General features: G+C 40.8%; 16 protein-coding genes. 13 read left to right on the top strand and 3 right to left on the bottom strand.

Annotation, left to right across the window (positions count from 1 at the left end; genetic code table 11):
* The first annotated feature begins 74 nt into the window (after positions 1-74).
* The 13 genes from ubiE to AC1M9E_RS01295 all read left to right on the top strand — a co-directional run bounded on the left by ubiE (position 75) and on the right by AC1M9E_RS01295 (position 14,939).
* Complete coding sequence (gene ubiE, locus AC1M9E_RS01355; RefSeq protein ID WP_035264034.1) at positions 75-1,019, top strand: bifunctional demethylmenaquinone methyltransferase/2-methoxy-6-polyprenyl-1,4-benzoquinol methylase UbiE; 945 nt, start codon at positions 75-77, stop codon at positions 1,017-1,019.
* 19 nt (positions 1,020-1,038) lie between these two features.
* Positions 1,039-1,695 (top strand): ubiquinone biosynthesis accessory factor UbiJ, encoded by a 657-nt coding sequence (locus tag AC1M9E_RS01350; protein ID WP_481607858.1) that lies wholly within the window; start codon positions 1,039-1,041, stop codon positions 1,693-1,695.
* A 19-nt stretch (positions 1,696-1,714) separates the two neighbouring features.
* On the top strand, positions 1,715-3,334 hold the full coding sequence (locus tag AC1M9E_RS01345; RefSeq protein WP_481607859.1) for an ABC1 kinase family protein: 1,620 nt from the start codon (positions 1,715-1,717) through the stop codon (positions 3,332-3,334).
* A gap of 58 nt (positions 3,335-3,392) precedes the next feature.
* Positions 3,393-4,478 (top strand): patatin-like phospholipase family protein, encoded by a 1,086-nt coding sequence (locus tag AC1M9E_RS01340; protein WP_481607860.1) that lies wholly within the window; start codon positions 3,393-3,395, stop codon positions 4,476-4,478.
* A gap of 91 nt (positions 4,479-4,569) precedes the next feature.
* On the top strand, positions 4,570-5,352 hold the full coding sequence (gene hisIE, locus AC1M9E_RS01335; protein WP_092767251.1) for a bifunctional phosphoribosyl-AMP cyclohydrolase/phosphoribosyl-ATP diphosphatase HisIE: 783 nt from the start codon (positions 4,570-4,572) through the stop codon (positions 5,350-5,352).
* Between the two features lie 164 nt (positions 5,353-5,516).
* Entirely contained in the window at positions 5,517-7,010 is a 1,494-nt protein-coding gene (locus AC1M9E_RS01330; RefSeq protein WP_481586744.1) for a UvrD-helicase domain-containing protein, read from the top strand.
* A gap of 27 nt (positions 7,011-7,037) precedes the next feature.
* Positions 7,038-8,405, top strand: a complete 1,368-nt coding sequence (locus AC1M9E_RS01325) for an AAA family ATPase (RefSeq protein WP_481607861.1) — start codon at positions 7,038-7,040, stop codon at positions 8,403-8,405.
* A 314-nt stretch (positions 8,406-8,719) separates the two neighbouring features.
* Positions 8,720-11,557 (top strand): monovalent cation/H+ antiporter subunit A, encoded by a 2,838-nt coding sequence (locus tag AC1M9E_RS01320; protein ID WP_481607862.1) that lies wholly within the window; start codon positions 8,720-8,722, stop codon positions 11,555-11,557.
* A gap of 3 nt (positions 11,558-11,560) precedes the next feature.
* Positions 11,561-11,926 (top strand): Na+/H+ antiporter subunit C, encoded by a 366-nt coding sequence (locus AC1M9E_RS01315; RefSeq protein ID WP_092767259.1) that lies wholly within the window; start codon positions 11,561-11,563, stop codon positions 11,924-11,926.
* Positions 11,926-13,737: a monovalent cation/H+ antiporter subunit D gene (locus tag AC1M9E_RS01310; protein WP_488224958.1), complete on the top strand. Its 1,812-nt coding sequence runs from the start codon at positions 11,926-11,928 to the stop codon at positions 13,735-13,737. The genes AC1M9E_RS01315 and AC1M9E_RS01310 overlap by 1 nt, the downstream gene beginning before the upstream one ends.
* Positions 13,738-13,740: 3 nt before the next feature.
* Entirely contained in the window at positions 13,741-14,265 is a 525-nt protein-coding gene (locus AC1M9E_RS01305) for a Na+/H+ antiporter subunit E (RefSeq protein ID WP_481607896.1), read from the top strand.
* Entirely contained in the window at positions 14,262-14,537 is a 276-nt protein-coding gene (locus AC1M9E_RS01300; protein WP_092767266.1) for a monovalent cation/H+ antiporter subunit F, read from the top strand. Before AC1M9E_RS01305 ends, AC1M9E_RS01300 begins: the two co-directional genes overlap by 4 nt.
* A 15-nt stretch (positions 14,538-14,552) precedes the next feature.
* Positions 14,553-14,939 (top strand): Na+/H+ antiporter subunit G, encoded by a 387-nt coding sequence (locus AC1M9E_RS01295; protein ID WP_481590464.1) that lies wholly within the window; start codon positions 14,553-14,555, stop codon positions 14,937-14,939.
* Positions 14,940-14,972: 33 nt separating this feature from the next.
* Here AC1M9E_RS01295 and AC1M9E_RS01290 read toward each other — a convergent pair whose 3' ends face one another.
* The 3 genes from AC1M9E_RS01290 to gltB form a co-directional block, all read right to left on the bottom strand.
* Positions 14,973-15,863 (bottom strand): metal-dependent hydrolase, encoded by an 891-nt coding sequence (locus tag AC1M9E_RS01290; protein ID WP_481589148.1) that lies wholly within the window; start codon positions 15,861-15,863, stop codon positions 14,973-14,975.
* A gap of 281 nt (positions 15,864-16,144) precedes the next feature.
* Positions 16,145-17,566, bottom strand: coding sequence for an FAD-dependent oxidoreductase (locus tag AC1M9E_RS01285; RefSeq protein WP_035263992.1), 1,422 nt, complete (start codon positions 17,564-17,566; stop codon positions 16,145-16,147).
* Between the two features lie 72 nt (positions 17,567-17,638).
* Entirely contained in the window at positions 17,639-22,114 is a 4,476-nt protein-coding gene (gene gltB, locus AC1M9E_RS01280) for a glutamate synthase large subunit (RefSeq protein WP_171076729.1), read from the bottom strand.
* Positions 22,115-22,322 lie beyond the last annotated feature (208 nt).

Here is a 22,322-nt window from a genome sequence, read left to right as displayed (position 1 = left end):
GAAAAAAACTGAAGAATCTGTCATTATGCAGTTTAATTCAGATTTAATATTATTTGTGTTCAGGAGTGACTCGAATGTCTAATGAAAATCAACAGCCTCATGCTCAGGTTGAGCCGGCAAATAATAAAGACAACGTGAGTCCTTTTTTAACAGATCCATTACCAACTGGCGCACCTCAAGGTCAGCAACAATCGCTACAAGAGCAACTGACAGATACGCCAGTACATTCTTCAGTGCCGAAATATAATTTGCCACGTGGTGCGAATACTGGAAACGTTGGACCAACGACACACTTCGGTTATAAAACCGTAAATTCTGAAGAGAAAGCGCAAAAAGTCGCTGAAGTTTTCCATTCAGTTGCCGCGAAATACGACATTATGAATGACTTAATGTCATTTGGTATTCATCGTTTGTGGAAACGTTTTGCCATTAATATGTCTGGCGTTCGCCGTGGGCAACGCGTTTTAGATATCGCTGGTGGTACTGGTGATTTAGCGAAAGTATTTAGCCGTGAAGTTGGTCCTACTGGGCATGTTGTATTATCTGATATTAATGAATCCATGCTGAATGTAGGTCGCGACCGTCTGATCGACGCGGGTTGTACCAACGTTGATTTTGTACTGGCGAATGCTGAAACCCTCGAGCCTTTCGAAGACAACAGTTTTGATTTACTCACCATCAGTTTTGGTCTACGTAATGTAACAGACAAAGATGCAGCGCTTGCAGCAATGTATCGTGTACTTAAACCAGGTGGTCGCTTACTTGTATTAGAGTTTTCAAAACCAGTGTTTGAGCCTTTCTCAAAACTCTATGATTTGTACTCATTCACTGCTTTACCAATCATGGGTAAAATTGTGGCAAATGATGCTGAAAGCTATAAATATCTTGCTGAATCAATTCGTATGCACCCAGATCAACGCACATTGAAAAGCATGATGGAAAATGCGGGCTTCCAAAACTGCGATTATCACAATTTAACAGGTGGTATTGTTGCAGTTCACCGTGGTTTTAAACTCTAACCGCAGGTAGCACTTCGTCATGTGGTCAATCTTAGCACTGGGTGCAGTTGAAAAAACCATACATCATTGGATTAATTTGGATGCGATTACTCGTATCCAATTTAACCAGTTACAAGGGAAAATCCTTCGTGTTGTGATTGATACACCACAGCTTTCCGTTGATGTGTTTTTTGATGAAAATAAAGTTCGTTTAGAACCAACAGTAACAGGTCATAGCACTCAACCCTCTATTTTCGAACAGCGGCCTTGGGAGCAAGCTCACACGATTACTGAAGCAGATTCCACATTGCATGTTAATAATGTGGTCGACTTGTGCAAACTATTTCTAGCAGATGACATTGGCAATATCCCCGTTCAAGGTGACTATCACCTTCTGCAAGACATTCAAAAAATTATACAAAATGCTGAGCCAGACCTCGCTTCGCAATTGAGTGATTGGATCGGACCTAATCTTGCAAGTCAAATCGGCAAGGTTCAATTAGCACCACAACATTTAATTAAGTCACTTCAATCTCATCTTTTTTTTGCGGAAGACTTTTTAAAAGAAGATACCGGACTATTCGCACCACGTTGGCAAATGGACGATCTTCTCCACGGAACTCGCCAGCTTAATCAAGATATTGATCGACTAGAAGCAAAAATTCAGCTTTTAAAATCAAAATTTAACCCTTCGTAGATTTCAGGTAATTGCATATATGATTCCGCACATTAGACGTTTAATCGAACTTTGGCGTATAGCTGCGCACTATAGACTCGACACGTTGGTTCCTGCGGAAGATATTCCTGCAAAGGTTCGCCCCCTACTGAATCTTATACGTTTGCATCCTGCTGCACTTTCTAGTCGAGAACGTAAAAATCCTTTAAAGCTTAAAGAAGCTTTAGAAGAAATGGGGCCACTCGCAATTAAATTAGGGCAGCTCCTCTCTACGCGTCGCGATCTAATTCCACCAGAAATATTACAACAATTGGTGTTATTACAAGATCGTGTTAAACCTTTCGATCTTGGAGTGGCTAAGCAAAGAATTCAAGATTCGCTTAAAGCAGATGTTTCCACATTATTTGCGCGCTTCGATGATAAGCCGCTAGCTGCTGCTTCAATTGCTCAAGTACATACCGCTGCTCTTCACAATGGTCGTGAAGTTGTCGTGAAAGTAACTCGCCCCAATATACGTGCTCAAATTATTCAAGATTTTGAAATTTTAGAATGGCTTGGTCACTATTTAGAAAAAAGGCTAGAAGCTGCCCGTGCTTTACATCTATCAGAAATTATTCAAGATTATCGTCAAATCATTTTAAATGAACTCGACTTGACTCTTGAAGCCGAAAATACACGACGTATGCGCCATTATTTTACTGGCTCAAGCATGATGTATGTGCCTGAAGTGTATATGGATAGTCTGGATGTGATGGTCGCAGAGCGCATCACCGGTGTGCCTATATCAGATACTGCGACCTTTGATCGTTTAGGAATGAATCGTGCAGACTTAGCAGAAAAAGGCTTAACAATCTTCTTTACTCAAGTGTTTCGCGATAATTTTTTCCATGCAGATATGCATCCGGGTAATGTTTTCGTAGAAACGATTAATCCGCAAAATCCAAGATTTATTGCGCTCGATTGCGCCATCATGGGCGAGCTTTCCAAGCACGATCAAATGACGATAGCACGTATGTTGCTGGCAGTCATGAACAGTGATTTCATGCAATTGATTCAGATTGTGCATCAAGCAGGTTGGATTCCACCAGGCACGGATCAAGATGCTTTAGCACGTGAAATGCGTCGTACAGTAGGACCTATGGTTTCGAAACCGATGCATGAGTTAGATTTCGCAGGCATATTGATCCAAGTGATGGACATCGCTCGACGTTTTCATCTAGAAATTCCACCACAACTGATGTTATTGCTTAAAACCTTAGTACATGTTGAAGGCTTAGGTACAGACCTTTATCCTGAATTAGATATTTGGAAGTTAGCAAAGCCAATTCTAACGGATTGGGTTAAAGCCCAAATGAATCCTCAAAAAAATATTAAAGAATTAGGACAAAAAATTCCCGACTTATTATTAGGTGCTCAGGATTTACCAACTTTACTGATTGACAGTCTTAACGGTTTAAAAAATCAGTCTGCATGGCATGCTAAACAATTGAATGAACTTCAAACGCTGCGCTTGCAAATGGAACATCAGCAAAAGCGTAGTTGGATTTTCGGAAGTGTAATCGCAATTTTGCTCTCAATCGCTGTGATTGCACCATGGTTCATCTCCATGATTTTAATTGTGTTGGCATCCTTCATTGCTATGTGGCGTATGGTGAAATAAGTTCACTATCTCATGTCAAAACTTACTACTTCAATAGGTTTTAGTCGCTGAATTGCTTATGATACAGATCCTCAAGACCACTCAACCTTGCTTGAATATTCATGTAGGTTATAAAGCAAAACAGATCATTCAAGAACAAGGTCTACAAGCCAGTGCGGTTGATTTTGTTCCTGGAGCAGCAGGTGGTCCCAAAGGTATTGGAATTCAAGGATTGGACCAAGCTGTTTTTGGTGAGTTCTTTGCTCAAGCACCGAAAAAGCGAACTTTAATAGGCTCATCCATTGGGAGTTGGCGTTTTGCAAGTATTGCAGCGCATGGTGCACAAGCAGGCACATCCAAATTAGCAGACTTATATATCCATCTTGAATTTCGACCTAAGATGAATATTATTGAAGTTGGAGACGTCTGTCGCGGCATGCTTAAAACCCTCCTTCAAGGTAAAACCAATCAAATTATTGATCATCCCGACTACCATTTGGCTATTTTGTCAGTAAAGTCATCAAAAAAATTTCAAAGTGATCATCCTCTTATGCTTGCCCGTGCAGTTGCTGGCATTATCGGTTTCAATACTTTTTCGAGAGCTAAAATTGGGCACTTCATGCAACGTACAATTGCCCAACCACACAACGCTTCACGACTTTCACTCATCAAAAATGAATTCGAACATCTTGATTATGCGTTGACTGAAAAAAATTTAGAAGATTGGTTAATGGCATCTGCATCCATTCCATTTGTGATGCCGGCGGTCAGAATTATCGAAGGTGCAGATGTCGCTGCTTATCGTGATGGCGGGCTAATCGATTATCATATTGATCTACCTTTACCGAGTCATGGGATTGTCCTCTACCCTCATTTTACAGATCAAATAACACCTGGTTGGTTCGATAAGTTCCTCAAAAAACGTAGATCTAATGCTGAATATCAAGCACGAACCGTATTGATTTCACCCTCTGAGTCTTATTTAAGATCACTTCCTTTAGGACGTCTTCCTGATCGCAAAGATTTCAAACTGAAAGGGCTTGATCAAAAAAAACGAATCGAGCTTTGGAAACAGTCTGTAGCTGAAAGTCAACGATTAGGGGATGCATTCCTAGAAATGATCCATAAGCAAAACTTTGAAGAATACATGCAAGATCTTAAATAAATTAATTTCTACTCTCCCCTACAAAGATTTATTCGCTTAAACTAATGACCTACAATTTTGTAGTGTCTCATTTAATTCTGGTGAAATCCTTATGAACAATACGCAATGGCTCGATGAAGTAAAATTTAACGAACAAGGTTTAATCCCTGCCATTGCTCAGCATCATCAAACAGGTCGAGTGTTGATGGTGGCTTGGATGAATCGTGAGTCTTTGGCACTTACAGCAGAAAAAAATCAAGCTGTTTACTACTCTCGTTCACGCAGCAAATTGTGGCATAAAGGCGAAGAATCAGGTCACTTCCAAACTGTGCATGAAATTCGTTTAGATTGTGATGCTGATGTGATCGTTCTTCAAATTGAGCAACATGGTGGCATTGCTTGCCATACGGGACGTGAATCATGTTTTTATCGCCGCTTAACATCAAACGGTTGGGAAATTGTAGACGCTCAATTGAAAGATCCGAACCAAATTTATGGCGAAAAGTCTGAGAATGCGCATAGTAAAGTAATGAATGCATCAACAGCTCAAGCTGAGCAAGTCGATGTATTACATTATCTTGGTCAAATGATGGCAGAACGTAAATCTGCAGATCCTGACTCTTCTTATGTGGCAAAGCTTTATCATAAAGGTCTCAATAAAATACTAGAAAAAATTGGTGAAGAAAGTTTTGAAACGGTAATTGCTGCTAAAGATTTCAAACAAGAAGCGACACTGGATCACCAAAATGATTTAATTTATGAAGTTGCTGATGTTTGGTTCCATACCATAGTCATGCTGGGTTACTTCGATCTTGATATTCAACTCGTTTTAAATGAGCTTGCACGACGTCAGGGTCTGTCAGGACTTGTTGAAAAAGCGAATCGCACGCATTAATTTACCCTTATAAAGCCATGTTCAAACATGGCTTTTTTATTTAGTTCGGCTTTTTAAATCGCCCAAGACTCCCCATCCAAAAAGAAGAAGATTGAACTCTCCCCCTTGTAAATTCTTGCTATACTCACTGATCATTTTTAAAACCATTGAAGATTTATCAACCTGTGTCTGTCATTGTCAAACCTACCTTAGAACAAGAAATTGCGATTCAACAAGCGCAATCTGGTCAATCCTTCAAAGTGATTGCCTATGCAGGTACAGGTAAAACAACAACGCTTAAATTAGTCAGTGATGCGATGCAACAGCGTCGCGGTATGTATCTTGCCTTTAACAAAGCGATTGCCAGCGAGGCTCAACAAAAATTTCATCAGCGCGTGGATTGTCGTACATTCCACTCTTTAGCATTTCGAAGCGTTCCACGTGGAGTGACAGATAAACTTAGACTCCCTCGCTTGAGCCCGAGCTTTATTGCCAAAGAATACCGTTTGCAACCCATCACATTACGCCGACTCATGGGGGGGCGTTACGAAAAATATGCGCTTATGCCTAGTCGTTTGGCGGGCTTAGTTGCAAATGCTGTCAGTTATTTCTGTTCAACAAGCTCGCAATATCCTGCACCCCGCCATATTCAAGCACCAAGTTGGCTACATGCTGACGATATTGCGGTATTACAGCAACACCTCTATCCTGCAGTCGAACGTCGTTGGTTAGAATCAATCGACCCTAATCATCAGGCTGGCATTGGACATGACATCTATCTCAAATTATGGGCTTTATCAGATCCTTTTATACCCGCAGACTATGTATTGTTTGATGAAGCACAGGATGCTGACCCCCTGATGCTGGGGATTTTACTCAAGCAAAAAAGTACGCAAGTCATCTATGTCGGCGATGCACATCAACAAATTTATGCATGGCGTGGGGCAGTCAATGCGATGCAACAAATGCCTTTACCCGAATCGCGCCTAACCACTTCATTCCGTTTTGGTGATGATATCGCTGAAGTTGCTAATCACTTATTAGGCGCACTCAATGAGACTGTTCCGTTGATTGGCAACCCCGAACTCCAATCAAAAGTCGTCAACAAGCCTCATACCAAAATGCGAGATGCGATTTTATGCCGTACTAACGCACGCGCGATGGAACTTTTACTCTCAGGATTAGTTCAAGGAGACAAAGTGAGCCTGCAAGCCGATCATGCGAAATTAAATCGCTTTGTTGACGCTGCAAGCTTACTTAAACAAGGTAAAAGAGTAACGGACGTTCCTGAGTTAGCTTGGTTCAACTCTTGGCATGATGTACATGAATATTGTGAAACTAATGATGGTAGTGACATCAAGCCTTTGGTTAAATTGGTTGATGAACATGGTACAGATCCACTCAAACGAGCTCTTGCCAAAATCACACCCATTGAACAAGCGGACTATGTAATTTCAACCGCTCATAAAGCCAAAGGTTTAGAGTGGAATCGCGTGCATTTAGAAGATGATTACCAATTTAAAATTAATGGACTAGAACATAAAATCAGCGATGAAGAATTACGTTTACTTTATGTCGCATGTACACGAGCAAAAAGCAGCTTAAATATTCATCATATTTATGATTTAATACAACAACTCAAACTTAAATCCACGATTAAAACGAAAGCAACAGCATAATCCCCTACGATAAGTTGCAGGCAAAATATGAAAGTTCAATCTATTCAGTTACGTCACTGTTATCATTTTTCAGATATAAAAATTAAATTTGATCCAACTCAAAGACCAATATCTATTATTTTAGGTGATCAGGCCTCTGGTAAAACTGCGATTATTAAAAATATTTATCAAGCTTTAACGTGGTTTGCTGCACGTGCCAAAGATTTAAGAACCGCTGGTGTAGTCATGCTTGATTCTGATATTAAGCACAAACACATTCAAGCCAAAATAGATATTTGTGTTCAATATCCCACTGATATTGGATCTATTGAACAGGCTGCGACTGTGCAACACAATGAAGATGGTTTGTGCGAATGGCAACTCTATAAAACATTAACCAGTAAAGGTGTAGGTCATAGTAAAGCGCTAACGACTCAATTAGAATCACTCGTTCATCTTTATCAACAAGCGATCAAACAAGATCCTGCTCAAGGCATGCCTATGGTGGCCTACTATCCTTCTGATCGCTTTATCAACGAAGTGAATTTGCTAAGCAAAAATAATCCTGCTGTATTACAAACACACGCAGCCTATGAACTTGCAGCACTCCCTTACACAACCTTTGCTCGGTTCTTCGAATGGTTTCGTGAAATTAGCGACATCGAAAATGCACGATTAGCACAAGTTTTTCAAAAAATTCAAACCAATCAAAAATTATCCTCTCATCATGACCAAGAGGATTTAGTTGCAAAATTATTGAATCTTGAAGCAGAGATGCAACTACCATCACTCAAAGCACTCAAGAAAGCCATCCAGACATTATTCCCATCGATCAGTGACATTTATATTGAATACACGCCCAAGATCCAATTGATGCTGGTACAAAATGGTCAAGAAATTCCTTTTTCGCAATTATCTAATTCGTATCGTCAATGGTTGTGTTTAGTAGGTGATATTGTCAGACGACTTTGTCTCCTGAATCCTCATAGTATTGACCCATGCCTTGATGGTGAAGGCATTCTATTAATTGACAATATTGATGCTCAAGTAGATGAAGATTTTGTGCAAAACGTACTCAGCCGTTTGCATGAAGCATTCCCACAAATTCAAATTATCGCATCTGCATGCTCTGAATTGATTTTAAACAATGAAGTAGATGTACAACATTTTAAGTTAGAAAATCGAAAAATTGTTGAAGTAGAACAAAACCAAATCAGGGAACAATATGATGAACTATTTGCTCAACTCATGGCTAATGATTTACAAGATGATCAAATCACTGAAGTGAGTCGATCTACTGATACGCTTGATGGCTTGCGTTTGTTTGAACACTTCAAAAATTTATCAGCGTTAGAAAAACAGCGCTTCATTGAGTATCTCCAAGCTGGTGACTTATCGAGTATTTCCTTACCCTAATTGATTGGAAATAGATGAATTAATCGGGTATGACTCACTCAATTTAAACAGAAATTTAAGCTTTTTTTCGCTATAATTCTGAATTGTGTAGCTAAAAAGTTTGATGTAATTTTATACATGTAATAAAATCTACTCATTCATTTTTTAATCAAAAAGTGTCTATTTCTTTGCATTAGCTTTCCAAGTTGCGCAACACAACTTGTTTTTGTTTTTAAAATTCGTTCGGCTTTCAAAGTTTAAGTAGTTGGATGACTCTTTGCCATCCTCAAGCTTTTGAAAGATAAAACTCATCATAGGTTCCGGCCTACAACTCTATGGATACGAGTGTGCTACCGATTATTATATTGTTACCATTAATACTTGGCACTTTTCTTGTCCTCTGGCTGCAAAAAATCTCTCGCGGGGCGACAGCATTAGGGGCAATTGGAGTCAGCTTAACAAGTTTTATCTTGTTGCTGACTCAAGCCAAAGACGTCTTTCAAGGTCAAGTCATCTCTGAACACTGGTTATGGTTACCACAGTTTGGTATCGACTTAAGCTTTAGACTTGATGCATTAGGCTTGATCTTCTCCCTCCTTATTACAGGGATTGGGACGCTCATTTATATTTATGCTTATTATTATTTAAATCATAAAAACTCTCTAAGTAAGCTATATTTCTTACTGATGCTGTTCATGGCCGCCATGCTCGGCATTTCACTTTCCAATAATTTACTTATTCTTCTTGTCTTTTGGGAAATGACCAGTATTTCGTCATTCCTTTTAGTGGGTTATTGGAGTAACTACGAAGCAGCACAGCGTGGCTCAAGAATGGCCTTAACCATCACGGGTATGGGTGGTTTAGCCATGCTCGGTGGTTTTATTCTATTAGGTCAAATTACTGGCACATATCAAATTGATCAAATCCTCAATATGACGACGCAGATTCAATCGAGTCATTTATTTGTGCCAGCCTTGCTCCTTATTCTTTTAGGTGCATTCACCAAAAGTGCTCAATTTCCTTTCCATTTTTGGTTGCCAAATGCAATGGCTGCTCCAACACCCGTGTCAGCTTATTTGCATTCAGCAACAATGGTTAAAGCAGGAATTTTCTTACTGGCGCGCTTAATGCCAATCTTTGTTGGTTCTGCTCTGTATCACAACCTCGTCACATTCATTGGTTTATTTACCTTATGTATGGCCGCGTTCTTTGCCATTTTTAAGGAAGATCTGAAAGGTTTGCTCGCCTACTCCACCATTAGTCATTTAGGCTTGATCGTTTGCTTACTTGGGATTGGTTCACCACTCGCTGTGGCTGCAGCTATTTTTCATATCATTAACCATGCGACCTTTAAAGCAGCATTATTCATGATCGCTGGTATTATCGACCATGAAACAGGTACACGTGATTTACGAAAACTCAGTGGGGTATGGCAGTTACTTCCATTTACAGCGACTTTAACCATGATCACAGCAGCCTCAATGGCTGGTGTACCACTGACCAATGGATTCTTATCCAAAGAAATGTTCTTTACTGAACTATTAGCGAATCTCTCGGGTGGTGTAGGTATCTTCGCAGCAATTATTGCAACACTCGCAGGGCTGTTTGCTGTCGCGTATTCTGTTCGTTTAGTTCATGGCGTATTTTTTGATGGTGATTTAGGCAAAGCGATTCCAAATAAAGATGCGCATGAACCACCAATTGGTATGCGTGCACCTGCAATTTTATTAGCTACATTATGTATTGCAGTGGGTCTATTACCAGCGCTCTTAGTAGGCGATATCGTCAATGCTGGTGCACGAGCAAGCACCAACCTTCCAGCTTTTAAAGGCGTACATCTAGCAATCTGGCATGGCTTTAATGTGCCTTTATTGATGAGTGCGATTGCATTGATTGGCGGTATTATTTTTTATTTTAGTCTTGCGAAGAACAGTAGAATTCGTGACATTGACCTTGATCCAATACTTGGCAAACTTCAAGGTAAAGTCCTGTTTGATCTCTTTCTCAAACATTTGCTCTTAAGTTCGCGAAAATTAAAAAGAGCAACAGAAACAGGTTCTCTACAAAACTATTTATTGTGGATATTAATTTTTGCTGTTGCTTTAGTCTCCATGCCTCTCATTGGTCAAGGTATTTATGCAGGTACACGCGAACTGACGCATGCACCATTGGTTGCAATCGTGCTTTGGTTATTACTGTTTTCAGCGTGCTGGATGATGCTTTGGTTTCACCATGAACGCATTAAAGCCGTTCTTATCAGTGGAGCAATCGGTCTTGTCGTGACGATGGTCTTTGTTACGATGTCAGCACCAGACCTGGCACTCACACAAATCACAGTCGATGTTGTCACAACTGTTTTACTTCTGATGAGTCTGTCCCTCTTACCACAACTTACGCCTTATGAATCTTCACGCACTCGTCGTTGGAGAGATGCGGTGATTGCAATCATCGGAGGCCTAGGAATCGGTTGGATCACTTGGATGATTCTAACGCGTGATCACAATTCAATCTCATGGTTCTTTGTTCAACAATCTCTACCGCTCGGTGGTGGTTCAAATATTGTGAACGTAATTTTAGTCGATTTCCGTGGATTTGATACCTTTGGTGAAATCACAGTACTGGGTATTGCTGCGATTGGGACACTGTGTTTAATGGATGGAATGCGTGCTCATGGTACGACCATTACACAAGGCTTAACCTATCGCTTTAATCCATCACCGTTGATGTTCCGAATGACCGCATCTTGGGTCCTTCCGATTGCCTTAGTCGTCAGCTTATATATTTTCTTACGCGGACATAATCTTCCAGGGGGTGGCTTTATCGCAGGTCTCATTACATCAATGGCGCTTGTGATTCAGTACATTGCACTAGGTCAAGATCACACTGAACAACTCTTACGAGCAAAGTCTGGGCGTCTTTATGAAATTTGGATTGGTACTGGCTTAACTATTGCTGGTCTGACTGGGGTCGCTGCGTGGTTCTGGGGTCGACCATTCCTGACCAGTGCTCATATTTATGTAGAGCCGATCATTCTCGGAAAAATGCATTTGCCATCTGCTGCAGCATTTGATGTTGGTGTCTATGTCACAGTCGTTGGTGCAACAATGCTCATGATTTCCGTTTTAGGCGACTCACGCAACTCAAGCATCACCGGCCCTGTACCGAAGGAGTAAAGAATGATTAGTTTAGAATTTTTACTCGCCTCCGCTATTGGATTATTGGTTGCCACTGGTATTTATCTGATTTTACGTGCCCGCACTTTCCCTGTGGTACTAGGCTTGGCCATGATAGGGTATGCAGTCAATTTATTTCTCTTTGCAATGGGGCGGATTCAATTAAATTCACCTGCGATTTTAACCAATGCCACTCAAGTTACAGATCCATTACCTCAAGCACTTGTATTAACGGCAATTGTAATCGGTTTTGCCACAACTGCTTTTATCGTGCAACTAGCATTGAGAAGTCGCTATGAATCGGGTACTGATCATGTTGACTCTAAAGAAGAAATAATCAATACAGACCCAAGAGAGGATGAGCCTTAATGATGAATTTTTATGATTTATGGCTCACCCACTCGCCAATTTTAAGTATTTTAATTCCGACATTTACTGCATTTATTTTAGTGCTATTGGGTAATCCAGGTTCAGGATCTTTAGCGCATGACTGGCGTCAACCTTGGCGTCGTGGAATCAGTTTAACATCGGTTTTTCTTGGTTTAGCGACTGCAATCATTTACTTAATTCAGGCAAACTCTGGTCAGATCTATGTGTATAGTTTAAGCGAGTGGTCAGCTCCTTTTGGCATTGTACTTGTACTAGATCGTTTGGCAGCCTTTATGCTCGTGCTCACCTATGCTCTTGCGACACCAATTATTTGGTTTGCAAGTAAAGAATGGGATGAACGTGGACGCTATTTCCATGCAATGAGCCATTTTTTACTCATGGGATTATGTGGTGCATTTCTAACAGGCGACTTATTTAACTTGTTTGTTTTCTTTGAAGTGCTGTTGATGGCTTCATATGTATTGCTTCTACATGGTCAAGGCAAAGCACGTTTCCAACTTGGTATTCACTATGTAACGATCAACCTATTAGCGTCTGCATTCTTTTTGATTGGCTTAGGGATGATTTATGGTAATACTGGTAGCCTGAATATGGCTGATGTGGGTCGAATTGTACGTACACTTGAAGGTGATCAGTACAATATGGCAGTTGCAGGCGGATTAATGCTGTTTGTAGTCTTTGGTATCAAGGCTGCAATCCTCCCTGTCGGACTATGGCTACCTAAAACTTATGCCGTCGCCACGACCCCTGTAGCCGCATTATTCACCATCATGACCAAAGTGGGTATCTATGCCATTTTACGTGTGAATGGAACCGTATTCACCGATGAGCTTTCGCGAGAAATTCTCAGCACTTGGCTGCTTCCAATTGGTTTAATTACGACTATTTATGGTGTAATTGGTGCGATTGGTGCAGAGCGAATGCGTCGTTTTGTTGGTTTCATGATCCTATCGTCTATAGGAACGATTGCAATCGCCCTTTCTCTGATGACTGCAGATGCTTGGGCTGCAGCGCTATATTACCTCGTGCATAGTACGATTATTGCCGCTGCATTCTACTTGCTATGCGGTTGGATTACTTCGCAGCGTGGTGCATTCAAAGATCATCTAAAAATCGCACCAATCATGAAACAGCAGACGCTAGTTTCGATTTGCTTTTTCATTATTGCACTCATGATGGCAGGGCTTCCACCCTTCAGTGGATTCTTTGGAAAAGTATTTATCCTTCAAGCGGCCTCTGTATCTAGCTATCAATTGCTCATTATTATTGTCATTCTGATTGTGAGCTTGCTTAGTATCATAGCTTTCACGCGCTTAGGATTCGTTATTTTATGGCGTTCAACTGTACCAGAAAATGACCCTAATCAAGAGTCTTATCATGAATATCAAAAGTTACCAAGCAAGGCACCTCCACGTAATGACACCACAATTTTTGTCTTTATTATAAGTTTAATCGCTTATGTGATATTTGCTCATCCAGTCACACATTATATTCAACAAACTGCAAATCAGTTAAATGATTCAGAACAATATATTACTGCTGTTTTAAAAATGGATGAACGTGGTGAAGTAATTAGTGTACAACCATTTGATCCCAATTATCTTCCAGAAACAAAATACGGCGGAGAGTTTGCAGACCCAAATGCACATTATATTCCACATGTTATAAGTGAAAAATCACTTGAGGGCGAACACATCTCAGAGTTCAAGCGCCGTCAAATCAAAGAACAAGAATTGAACCAGCGACAACCTGAAGAAGCCCAATCTAAGCTTCAACCGATGGAGCAGTAAATGATACAAAAGAGCTCTCTATTTGATCGAATCATGCCACATCCTTTTGTTTCAGTTATCGTGGCTATCAGTTGGCTGATGTTGGCTAACAGCGCAGCGTTGTTTGATATATTGGTTGCTATTCTTATTGGTTTAGTCATTCCTAAGCTAGTACAACCTTTTATCGTTCGTACACCCAATATTCATTGGGATTTAGCAGTTAAACTGGTTTTTGTTGTGTTATGGGACATTATCTTCAGTAATATTCGTGTTGCTAAACAAGTCCTAGGACCTACTGATCGTCTACACCCTAAGTGGTATCGGGTACCTCTAGATACGGATCATGACCAAGTAAACAGTTTACTGGCAATGATCATTACGACTACTCCTGGTACAGTCAGTGCTGGAATCGACCAAGAACGTGGAGATATTCTTGTTCACTCGATTAATACAGACAATCCAGAGGCTGATATTTTAGAAATCAAACAGCGCTACGAAGCGCCTCTCATCGCAATTTTCCATGTAAAACAGCAAGGAGATTCTCAATGATCATTCTCCCTTATGTATTGGGAATTAGCTTAATTGGAATTACGATTTCAATGTTGCTTTGTCTAATCCGTCTTGTAATCGGTCCTTCAATGGTTGATCGACTACTTGCATTAGATACTTTATTTCTGAATGCTACGTGTTTAGTTGTGGTTCTAGGAATTTATTGGGCTAGCACCTCTTTATTTGAAGGTGCACTATTGGTAGCCATGCTCGGTTTCGTATCGACAGCAGCATTAGCTCGCTATTTTACGACAGGCCATGTGGTGGACTAGGAGAAAACTATGAATATTCAGCTGATTATGGAAATCTTAGTTTCCTTCTTCCTGATCAATGGTGCCTTTTTTACACTTGTAGGTGGAATTGGAATGGTGAAATTGCCTGACCTATTCATGCGTCTGCATGCCCCTACAAAGTCGAGCACACTAGGCCTAGGTAGTTTTTTAATAGCAGCTATGATTTATTCAGCTTTTCATAGTCGCTTTGGGTTTGCTGAACTACTGATTACATTACTTGCCTTTATTACGGCGCCTGTATCGGCAAATTTAATTGCACAAGCTGCATTACATTTACGTTTACGCTCTACATCAGGCGATGTCCCCGAAGCACTAGACCGCCCTCTCCCTTGGCAGCGCCAAAGAAGAATGCGTCAGTTTAATCAAGACTCATCTAAGTAATAAAAAAACCTAGCTTTCGCTAGGTTTTTTTTGTTAGCTATATAGTACAGGTTGGGGATGCTCTTGGAAGCCTTCCACTTGATATTCTTCAGCTAATTTTGCCTTCCAATGATTCACGATATCCGTATAGTCAATTTCAGAAGGATGAAAATCTTCTTTGTAATATGATAAATATTCTGGAATTAGCTCGATCATCATTTTAGAAATCAGGTAAATACCATATAAGTTTCCACTGACCTTCGGTAAGCTTTTTCGACGATCTTGCCAAAATAATCGAGTCGCTGAATAAAATGTAAGACTCGCGAAACCTGTGGTTACGCTACGCATAATATTGCGGCGCACTTTGGTATCTTTGTATACCGCTTGATAGACATCAAATGCAACTGCTCGATGTTCAATTTCTTCAATAGCATGCCACACCCAAAGCTTAGTTGCATCTTCATCTAAGGTCGACAGGACTTCAGGATGACGAAGAATATAACCACCCAATAACGCTGTAAAATGCTCAAAAGCACAGGTAATTGCTAACTGCAATTTTGGATGGGTAGTACGAATAAATTCATCGCGTCGCGCTAACCATGCTTGAAAGTTGTCAAGTTGATAATCATCACGGCGCCAAGCGTCATTAAATTCCGCATGTGCTTTTGAATGCATCGCTTCTTGACCAATAAATGCTGCAATCTGCGCTTGTAATTTTTCATCTTTCACTTTATCTCGTACATTACGAACACTATGAACAAAGAATTGTTCACCAATTGGAAAGGTAGAAGAAAGTGCCGTCAACAAGTGTGACATGACAGGAGAATTCGCGAAAAAATGGCGTCGTATGGCTTTAGGATTATAATTTAAACGTCGTACGGTAATCCCAATCGCTTTTGGACGATTTAAATAAGATTTATCTTTGGCGATTTGTGTAGTTGTCATTTTAGAGCCTATATGGATATAGCATTTCTTATTCATACTGTCAGAATAAATCAGATTTAATATTGCAAAAATAACCACACAGACAAATAAATTATATTTTTTGCCAATAAAGTCGCAAATTAAATTACAACACCATTCTCTTTTTTAATTTAATTACATGATTCTTAAGATAGTTCTTGAATTGGATACTTTTGAATATTCAACAAGAGATTGTCAAACAAGTCATGCATATAAATGAAAAATCCTACCGAAGTAGGATTTTTTGTAAGGCATGTTTTCGTTTAAACATCAAGATAATCTAAAATACCTTCAGCAGCCTGACGTCCTTCCCAAATCGCAGTTACGACCAAGTCAGAACCACGCACCATATCTCCACCGGCAAAGATTTTCGGATTAGAAGTTTGGAACTTGTATTGTTGATGCTCAGGAGCAACGACACGACCTGAACCATCTAAATTAATACTTACATCATTAAACCATTCTGCAGGGCTTGTACGGAAACCAAAGGCCAACAGCACTGCATCAGCAGGTAAGATTTCCTCTGAACCTGGGATCGGTTCAGGACTGCGACGACCACGACTATCAGGCTCACTGAGTTGAGTCGTCACAAATTTAACACCTGTGACCTTTCCATTCTCACCCACGATTTCGATCGGCTGACGATTGAACTGAAATTCAACACCTTCTTCTCGCGCATTTTTAACTTCACGGCGTGAACCTGGCATGTTTTCTTCATCGCGGCGGTATGCACAAGTGACAGATGTTGCACCTTGGCGGATTGAAGTACGGTTACAGTCCATAGCAGTATCACCGCCACCGAGTACAATAACTTTCTTACCTTCCACACTGATAAATTCTGAAGGATCTTTCTCCCAACCTTGGCAACGATTCACATTGGCAATTAAGAAATCAAGGGCATCATAAACACCTTCCAAATCTTCACCTGCGAAACCACCTTTCATGTATGTGTATGTTCCCATACCCATGAAGACAGCGTCATAATCAGCAAGCAATTGATCAATGGTGATGTCTGTGCCAATTTCTGTATTTAAACGGAATTCAATCCCCATGCCTGTAAAGATTTCACGACGACGTTTCATCACGTCCTTTTCCATCTTAAATTCAGGAATACCAAAGGTCAGCAAACCACCTATTTCTGGGCGCTTATCAAATACGACAGGTTTAACACCATTGCGCACCAAAATGTCCGCACAACCTAGACCTGCAGGGCCTGCACCAATAATCGCGACTTTTTTATCTGTCCATTTGACATGAGACATGTCAGGACGCCAGCCCAATGCAAATGCCGTATCATTAATATACTTTTCAGCATTTCCAATGGTCACCGCACCAAACCCATCATTTAGTGTACATGCACCTTCACACAAACGGTCTTGAGGACAAACTCGACCACACACCTCCGGTAGTGTATTGGTTTGGTGGCAAAGCTCTGCTGCTTGAAAAATACGACCTTCAGCAATCAGTTTTAACCAGTTTGGAATATAGTTATGTACTGGACATTTCCATTCACAGTAAGGGTTACCACAACCTAAACAGCGATGTGTTTGGTTTTTCGCAACTTCAGCTGTAAAGGGTTTATAAATTTCCACAAACTCAGCTTTGCGGACGTTGAGATCTTTTTTCTCTGGATCTTGGCGTGCGACATCCAGGAATTGAAAGTCATTATTAAGGCGTTCTGCCATGTCTCTCTCCGTGGGTAGATGCAGTCTATTGTTAGTTCAGCTGCATCTGCCTATATATCTGCAGTAGTGGAATTATTGAGGATCAGCTTGAGTTGTTTTTAATAAAGTCTGCAAGTTTGCAGCTTTTGGTTTCACCAACCAGAATTTACGGCTGTAGAAATCAAACTCGTTACGGATCTTGTACGCCCAAGCACTACCAGTTTCCTTAATATGCTCATCTAAAATGCGGCTTAAGAACTCTTTATGTTCTTCCATTGATTCGGTCGAAATACGATTAAGCTCGATCAACTCGTGGTTATAATGATCAACAAAGTCATTATCTAAATCAAGTACATAAGCAAAACCACCTGTCATACCTGCACCGAAGTTATGACCAACTTTACCCAGTACCGTCACAATACCACCTGTCATGTATTCACAACAGTGATCTCCAGCACCCTCAATCACCGCGAACGCACCTGAGTTACGAACAGCAAAACGTTCACCAGCTGTACCTGCAGCAAATAATTTACCGCCTGTTGCACCATATAAACATGTGTTACCAATGATCGCTGTTTCTTGTGTTTGGAATGGAGAACCCTTCGGTGGGAAAATTGAGATACGACCACCCGCCATACCTTTACCCACATAGTCATTCGCATCACCCTCAAGCTTGATATGCAGACCACCCGCATTCCATACACCAAGTGATTGTCCAGCAGTACCTGTCAAATTCACTTTAACAGGGTGTGCTTCCATACTTAAGTTACCATAGCGACGAGCGATCTCACCTGAAACACGTGCCCCAATAGAACGGTCACAGTTACCAATGCTAAAACTGTATTCACCACCTGTACCAGCTTCAATCGCAGGCAATATTTCTGCGATCATAGACTCAGCCAAAACACCTTTATCAAATGGTGCATTTCCTTCGACTTCGCAATATTGAGCTTTGCCTTCAGCAGCTGGATGTGATTCAAGTAAAGCACTTAAATCTAGGTGAGCATGCTTATCTGTTTCACCAGGTAGCATTTCTAGTAAATCGGTACGACCAATCAAGTCTTTCAAACTTGATACACCTAATGCAGCCAACCACTCACGTGTTTCTTCAGCAATAAAGGTGAAGAAGTTAATGAGCATTTGTGGTTCACCGATATAGTGCTCTTGACGCAAATGATCTTGCTGAGTCGCTACACCAGTCGCACAGTTATTTAAGTGGCAGATACGGAGGTATTTACAACCCAACGCAATCATTGGTGTAGAACCAAAACCGAAGCTTTCCGCACCTAAAATAGCTGCTTTCACGACATCTAGACCCGTTTTTAAACCACCATCCGTTTGAACGCGAACTTTACCACGCAAATCATTTACACGAAGGGCTTGATGCGCTTCAGAAAGACCAAGCTCCCATGGCGAACCCGCATGATGAATCGAAGACAATGGCGATGCTGCTGTACCACCGTCATAACCAGAGATGGTAATAAAGTCAGCATAGGCTTTTGCAACACCCGCAGCAATCGTACCCACACCTGGCTCAGATACCAGTTTTACGGAGACCATCGCTTGAGGGTTCACTTGTTTTAAATCAAAAATTAACTGCGATAAATCTTCGATTGAATAAATATCGTGGTGCGGTGGTGGAGAAATTAATGTCACACCCGGTACAGAGTAGCGTAAACGTGCAATTAAGCCATTCACTTTACCACCTGGCAACTGACCACCTTCACCCGGTTTTGCACCTTGTGCCACTTTAATTTGCAGTACTTCTGCAGAAGTTAAGTAAGCAGGCGTTACACCAAAACGACCTGATGCGATTTGTTTGATTTTTGAGTTCCGGATTGTGCCGTAACGCGCTGGATCTTCACCACCCTCACCTGAGTTCGAACGACCACCAATTGTATTCATTGCAATGGCAATCGCTTCATGTGCTTCTGGTGATAATGCCCCTAAAGACATCCCTGCAGAGTCAAAACGCGGAAGAATCGCTTCTACAGATTCAACTTGATCCAGTGGAATTGAATTTTCTGTTTTGAGTTTAAATAAATCACGAATGGTTGCCACTGGACGATTATTTACAAGCTCAGCATATTCTTTGAAATCTTCATATTTCCCAGAACGTACAGATTTATGTAGAGCATTAATTACATCAGGATTAAAAGCGTGATATTCCTTATCAAATACAAATTTCAGCAAACCACCTTGCTCAATTGGCTTACGTGATTTCCAAGCGGTTTCTGCTAATTTTTTCAAATCATTTTCAAGATCAACAAAAGTCGCACCTTTAATACGGCTTGGAACACCTGTGAAGCATTTATTAACAACTTCTTCAGATAAACCAACAGCCTCAAACAACTGCCCACCGCGATATGAAGCAACGGTGGAAATACCCATTTTTGAAAGGACTTTCAACAATCCTTTTTCAATCCCTTTACGGAAATTCGCTTGCGCATGAATCGGATCACCTAACAACTCACCTTTCGCAATTAAATCATTAATGACGTCATATGCAAGATATGGGTAAATTGCTGTTGCGCCAAAGCCAAGCATTACGGCAAACTGGTGTGGATCACGCGCTAAAGCTGTTTCAACAATAATGTTTGCATCTGTACGTAAACCTGCATGGATGAGGTAATGGTGGATAGCACCCGTTACCATCGCTGCATTGGCTGGTAAGAACCCTTCACGGATTTTCTTATCGGAAATCACTAATAGGGTTTTGCCATCACGAATTGCTTGCGCTGCTTCTTCACAAATACGTGTAATCGCGGCTTCTAGACCTTCAGTCTCTGCATAGTTTAGATCAATATCTGCAATCTCATAGCCCTTACGACCTAAAGTGCGAATTTGATGCATTTTAGAGTTTGACAGTACAGGACTTGAAATAATTAATCGATCCGCATGCTCTGGACCTTGTTCAAATACATTTTGTTCACGACCCAAACATGTTTCTAAAGACATTACGATCGATTCACGTAATGGATCGATTGGTGGGTTAGTTACTTGAGCAAACTGTTGACGGAAGTAATCTGTTACATGGCGTACTTGACGAGACAATACTGCCATCGGCGTATCATCGCCCATCGAACCTACTGCTTCTTGACCACTTTCAGCGATTGGACGTAATAACTGATCTCGCTCTTCAAATGTCACCATAAACATTTTTTGCGCTGCTTTTAAAGCATCGCCTTTTAAGCCTTGATCACATAGATATTCTTCTAACTCAGGGCTGCCTTGGATACGCACTGAATTTTCACGCAACCATTGACGATAAGGACGCATTTTTTTCAGATGATTACTGACGTCTTTAGTATCCAGCAATTTACCAGTGAAAGTGTCAATGACTAAGATCTGACCTGGTCCAACACGACCTTTAGAGACCACATCTTCTGGTTCATAACCCCAGACACCAATTTCTGATGCAAGTGTGATGTAACCATTTTTAGTAATTACCCAACGTGCAGGACGTAAGCCATTACGGTCAAGCATACAAATCGCATGACGACCATCTTGAATCACAAGACCTGCTGGCCCGTCCCATGCTTCCATATGTTTAGAGTTGAACTCATAGAATGCACGTAAATCAGCATCTAAAGTTTCAACGTTTTGCCATGCTGGTGGAACGAGCATGCGTAGTGCACGGAATAAATCCATACCTCCACCAACCAAGATCTCGAGCATGTTGTCTAAACTTGAAGAGTCAGAGCCAGTACGATTTACGATTGGGTTGAGCTCAGTTAAACCAGGTAAGAGCGGGTTTTCAAACTTTGGTGTACGTGCCATCGCCCAGTTACGGTTTGCTGTAATGGTATTAATTTCACCATTGTGCGCTAAGTAACGGAAAGGTTGTGCCAATGGCCAACGTGGCAATGTATTGGTTGAGAAACGCTGATGGAACACTACAATGTGTGATTCCAAACGTGGATCAGCTAAATCTGTATAAAAATCTGCAATCGCTTCAGGCATCATTAAGCCTTTATAAGAGATCACAGTTGAACAAAGTGTTGTAACGTAGAATGAACTATCTTGACTTAATTTTTGTTCAGCACGACGTCGAGCCAAGAATAACTTACGATTAAACTCAACTTCTTCAACACCCATTGGACAGTTAACAATTACTTGTTCAAAAGCTGGCAAAGACTGCATCGCAATTGAGCCTAATGCTTCATTATTGGTTGGCACTAAGCGCCATGCAATTACACGCAAACCTTCTGATTCAATTTCTTTAGTCAGCACTTGTTTTGCATGTGCAGCAATTGCAGGATCTAGGCTAAGAAAAACTGTACCTACTGCAAAAATTTCACTGAGTGTAATATCACTTAAACGTTTTGCTTCTTCACGGAAGAATTGCTTAGGCATAGCCAATAGTAGACCACATCCATCACCCGTCTTACCATCTGCAGCAATACCACCGCGGTGCGTCATACAACTTAAACTATGAATCGCGGTCTTGACCAAGTCATGACTCGCATCACCTTGCATATGGGCGATTAATCCGAAACCACAGTTATCTTTAAACTCATCCGGTTGGTATAGACCTTTAGCGGGAGCTACAGTATTAGGCGATGGCATGTGCATAGCGTACCCTTCTTCAACATGGCCCTCATTGGGCAAAACTTATCTATTCTTCAAATACGATTTCTTTATAAAACAAAGACATGATTCTGTATGTCTTTCGTTATTGAACGTCTTTTCTGATTTAATTTCACAAATGTACGAGACGATTTGCACTCATTTAAAGCAGATCAATTTGACTAAATCGCACACTAAATTAAGGTCT

This window comes from Acinetobacter sp. 24-47-47 (assembly GCF_057737035.1).
This window is presented reverse-complemented; position numbering and strand designations above follow the sequence as displayed.

Bases quoted from the DNA above. Each gene is read 5' to 3' on its own strand.
- ubiE (WP_035264034.1), top strand. From the start codon at position 75: ATGTCTAATGAAAATCAACAGCCTCATGCTCAGGTTGAGCCGGCAAAT.
- AC1M9E_RS01350 (WP_481607858.1), top strand. From the start codon at position 1,039: ATGTGGTCAATCTTAGCACTGGGTGCAGTTGAAAAAACCATACATCAT.
- AC1M9E_RS01345 (WP_481607859.1), top strand. From the start codon at position 1,715: ATGATTCCGCACATTAGACGTTTAATCGAACTTTGGCGTATAGCTGCG.
- AC1M9E_RS01340 (WP_481607860.1), top strand. From the start codon at position 3,393: ATGATACAGATCCTCAAGACCACTCAACCTTGCTTGAATATTCATGTA.
- hisIE (WP_092767251.1), top strand. From the start codon at position 4,570: ATGAACAATACGCAATGGCTCGATGAAGTAAAATTTAACGAACAAGGT.
- AC1M9E_RS01325 (WP_481607861.1), top strand. From the start codon at position 7,038: ATGAAAGTTCAATCTATTCAGTTACGTCACTGTTATCATTTTTCAGAT.
- AC1M9E_RS01320 (WP_481607862.1), top strand. From the start codon at position 8,720: ATGGATACGAGTGTGCTACCGATTATTATATTGTTACCATTAATACTT.
- AC1M9E_RS01315 (WP_092767259.1), top strand. From the start codon at position 11,561: ATGATTAGTTTAGAATTTTTACTCGCCTCCGCTATTGGATTATTGGTT.
- AC1M9E_RS01310 (WP_488224958.1), top strand. From the start codon at position 11,926: ATGATGAATTTTTATGATTTATGGCTCACCCACTCGCCAATTTTAAGT.
- AC1M9E_RS01300 (WP_092767266.1), top strand. From the start codon at position 14,262: ATGATCATTCTCCCTTATGTATTGGGAATTAGCTTAATTGGAATTACG.
- AC1M9E_RS01290 (WP_481589148.1), bottom strand. From the start codon at position 15,863: ATGACAACTACACAAATCGCCAAAGATAAATCTTATTTAAATCGTCCA.
- AC1M9E_RS01285 (WP_035263992.1), bottom strand. From the start codon at position 17,566: ATGGCAGAACGCCTTAATAATGACTTTCAATTCCTGGATGTCGCACGC.
- gltB (WP_171076729.1), bottom strand. From the start codon at position 22,114: ATGCCATCGCCTAATACTGTAGCTCCCGCTAAAGGTCTATACCAACCG.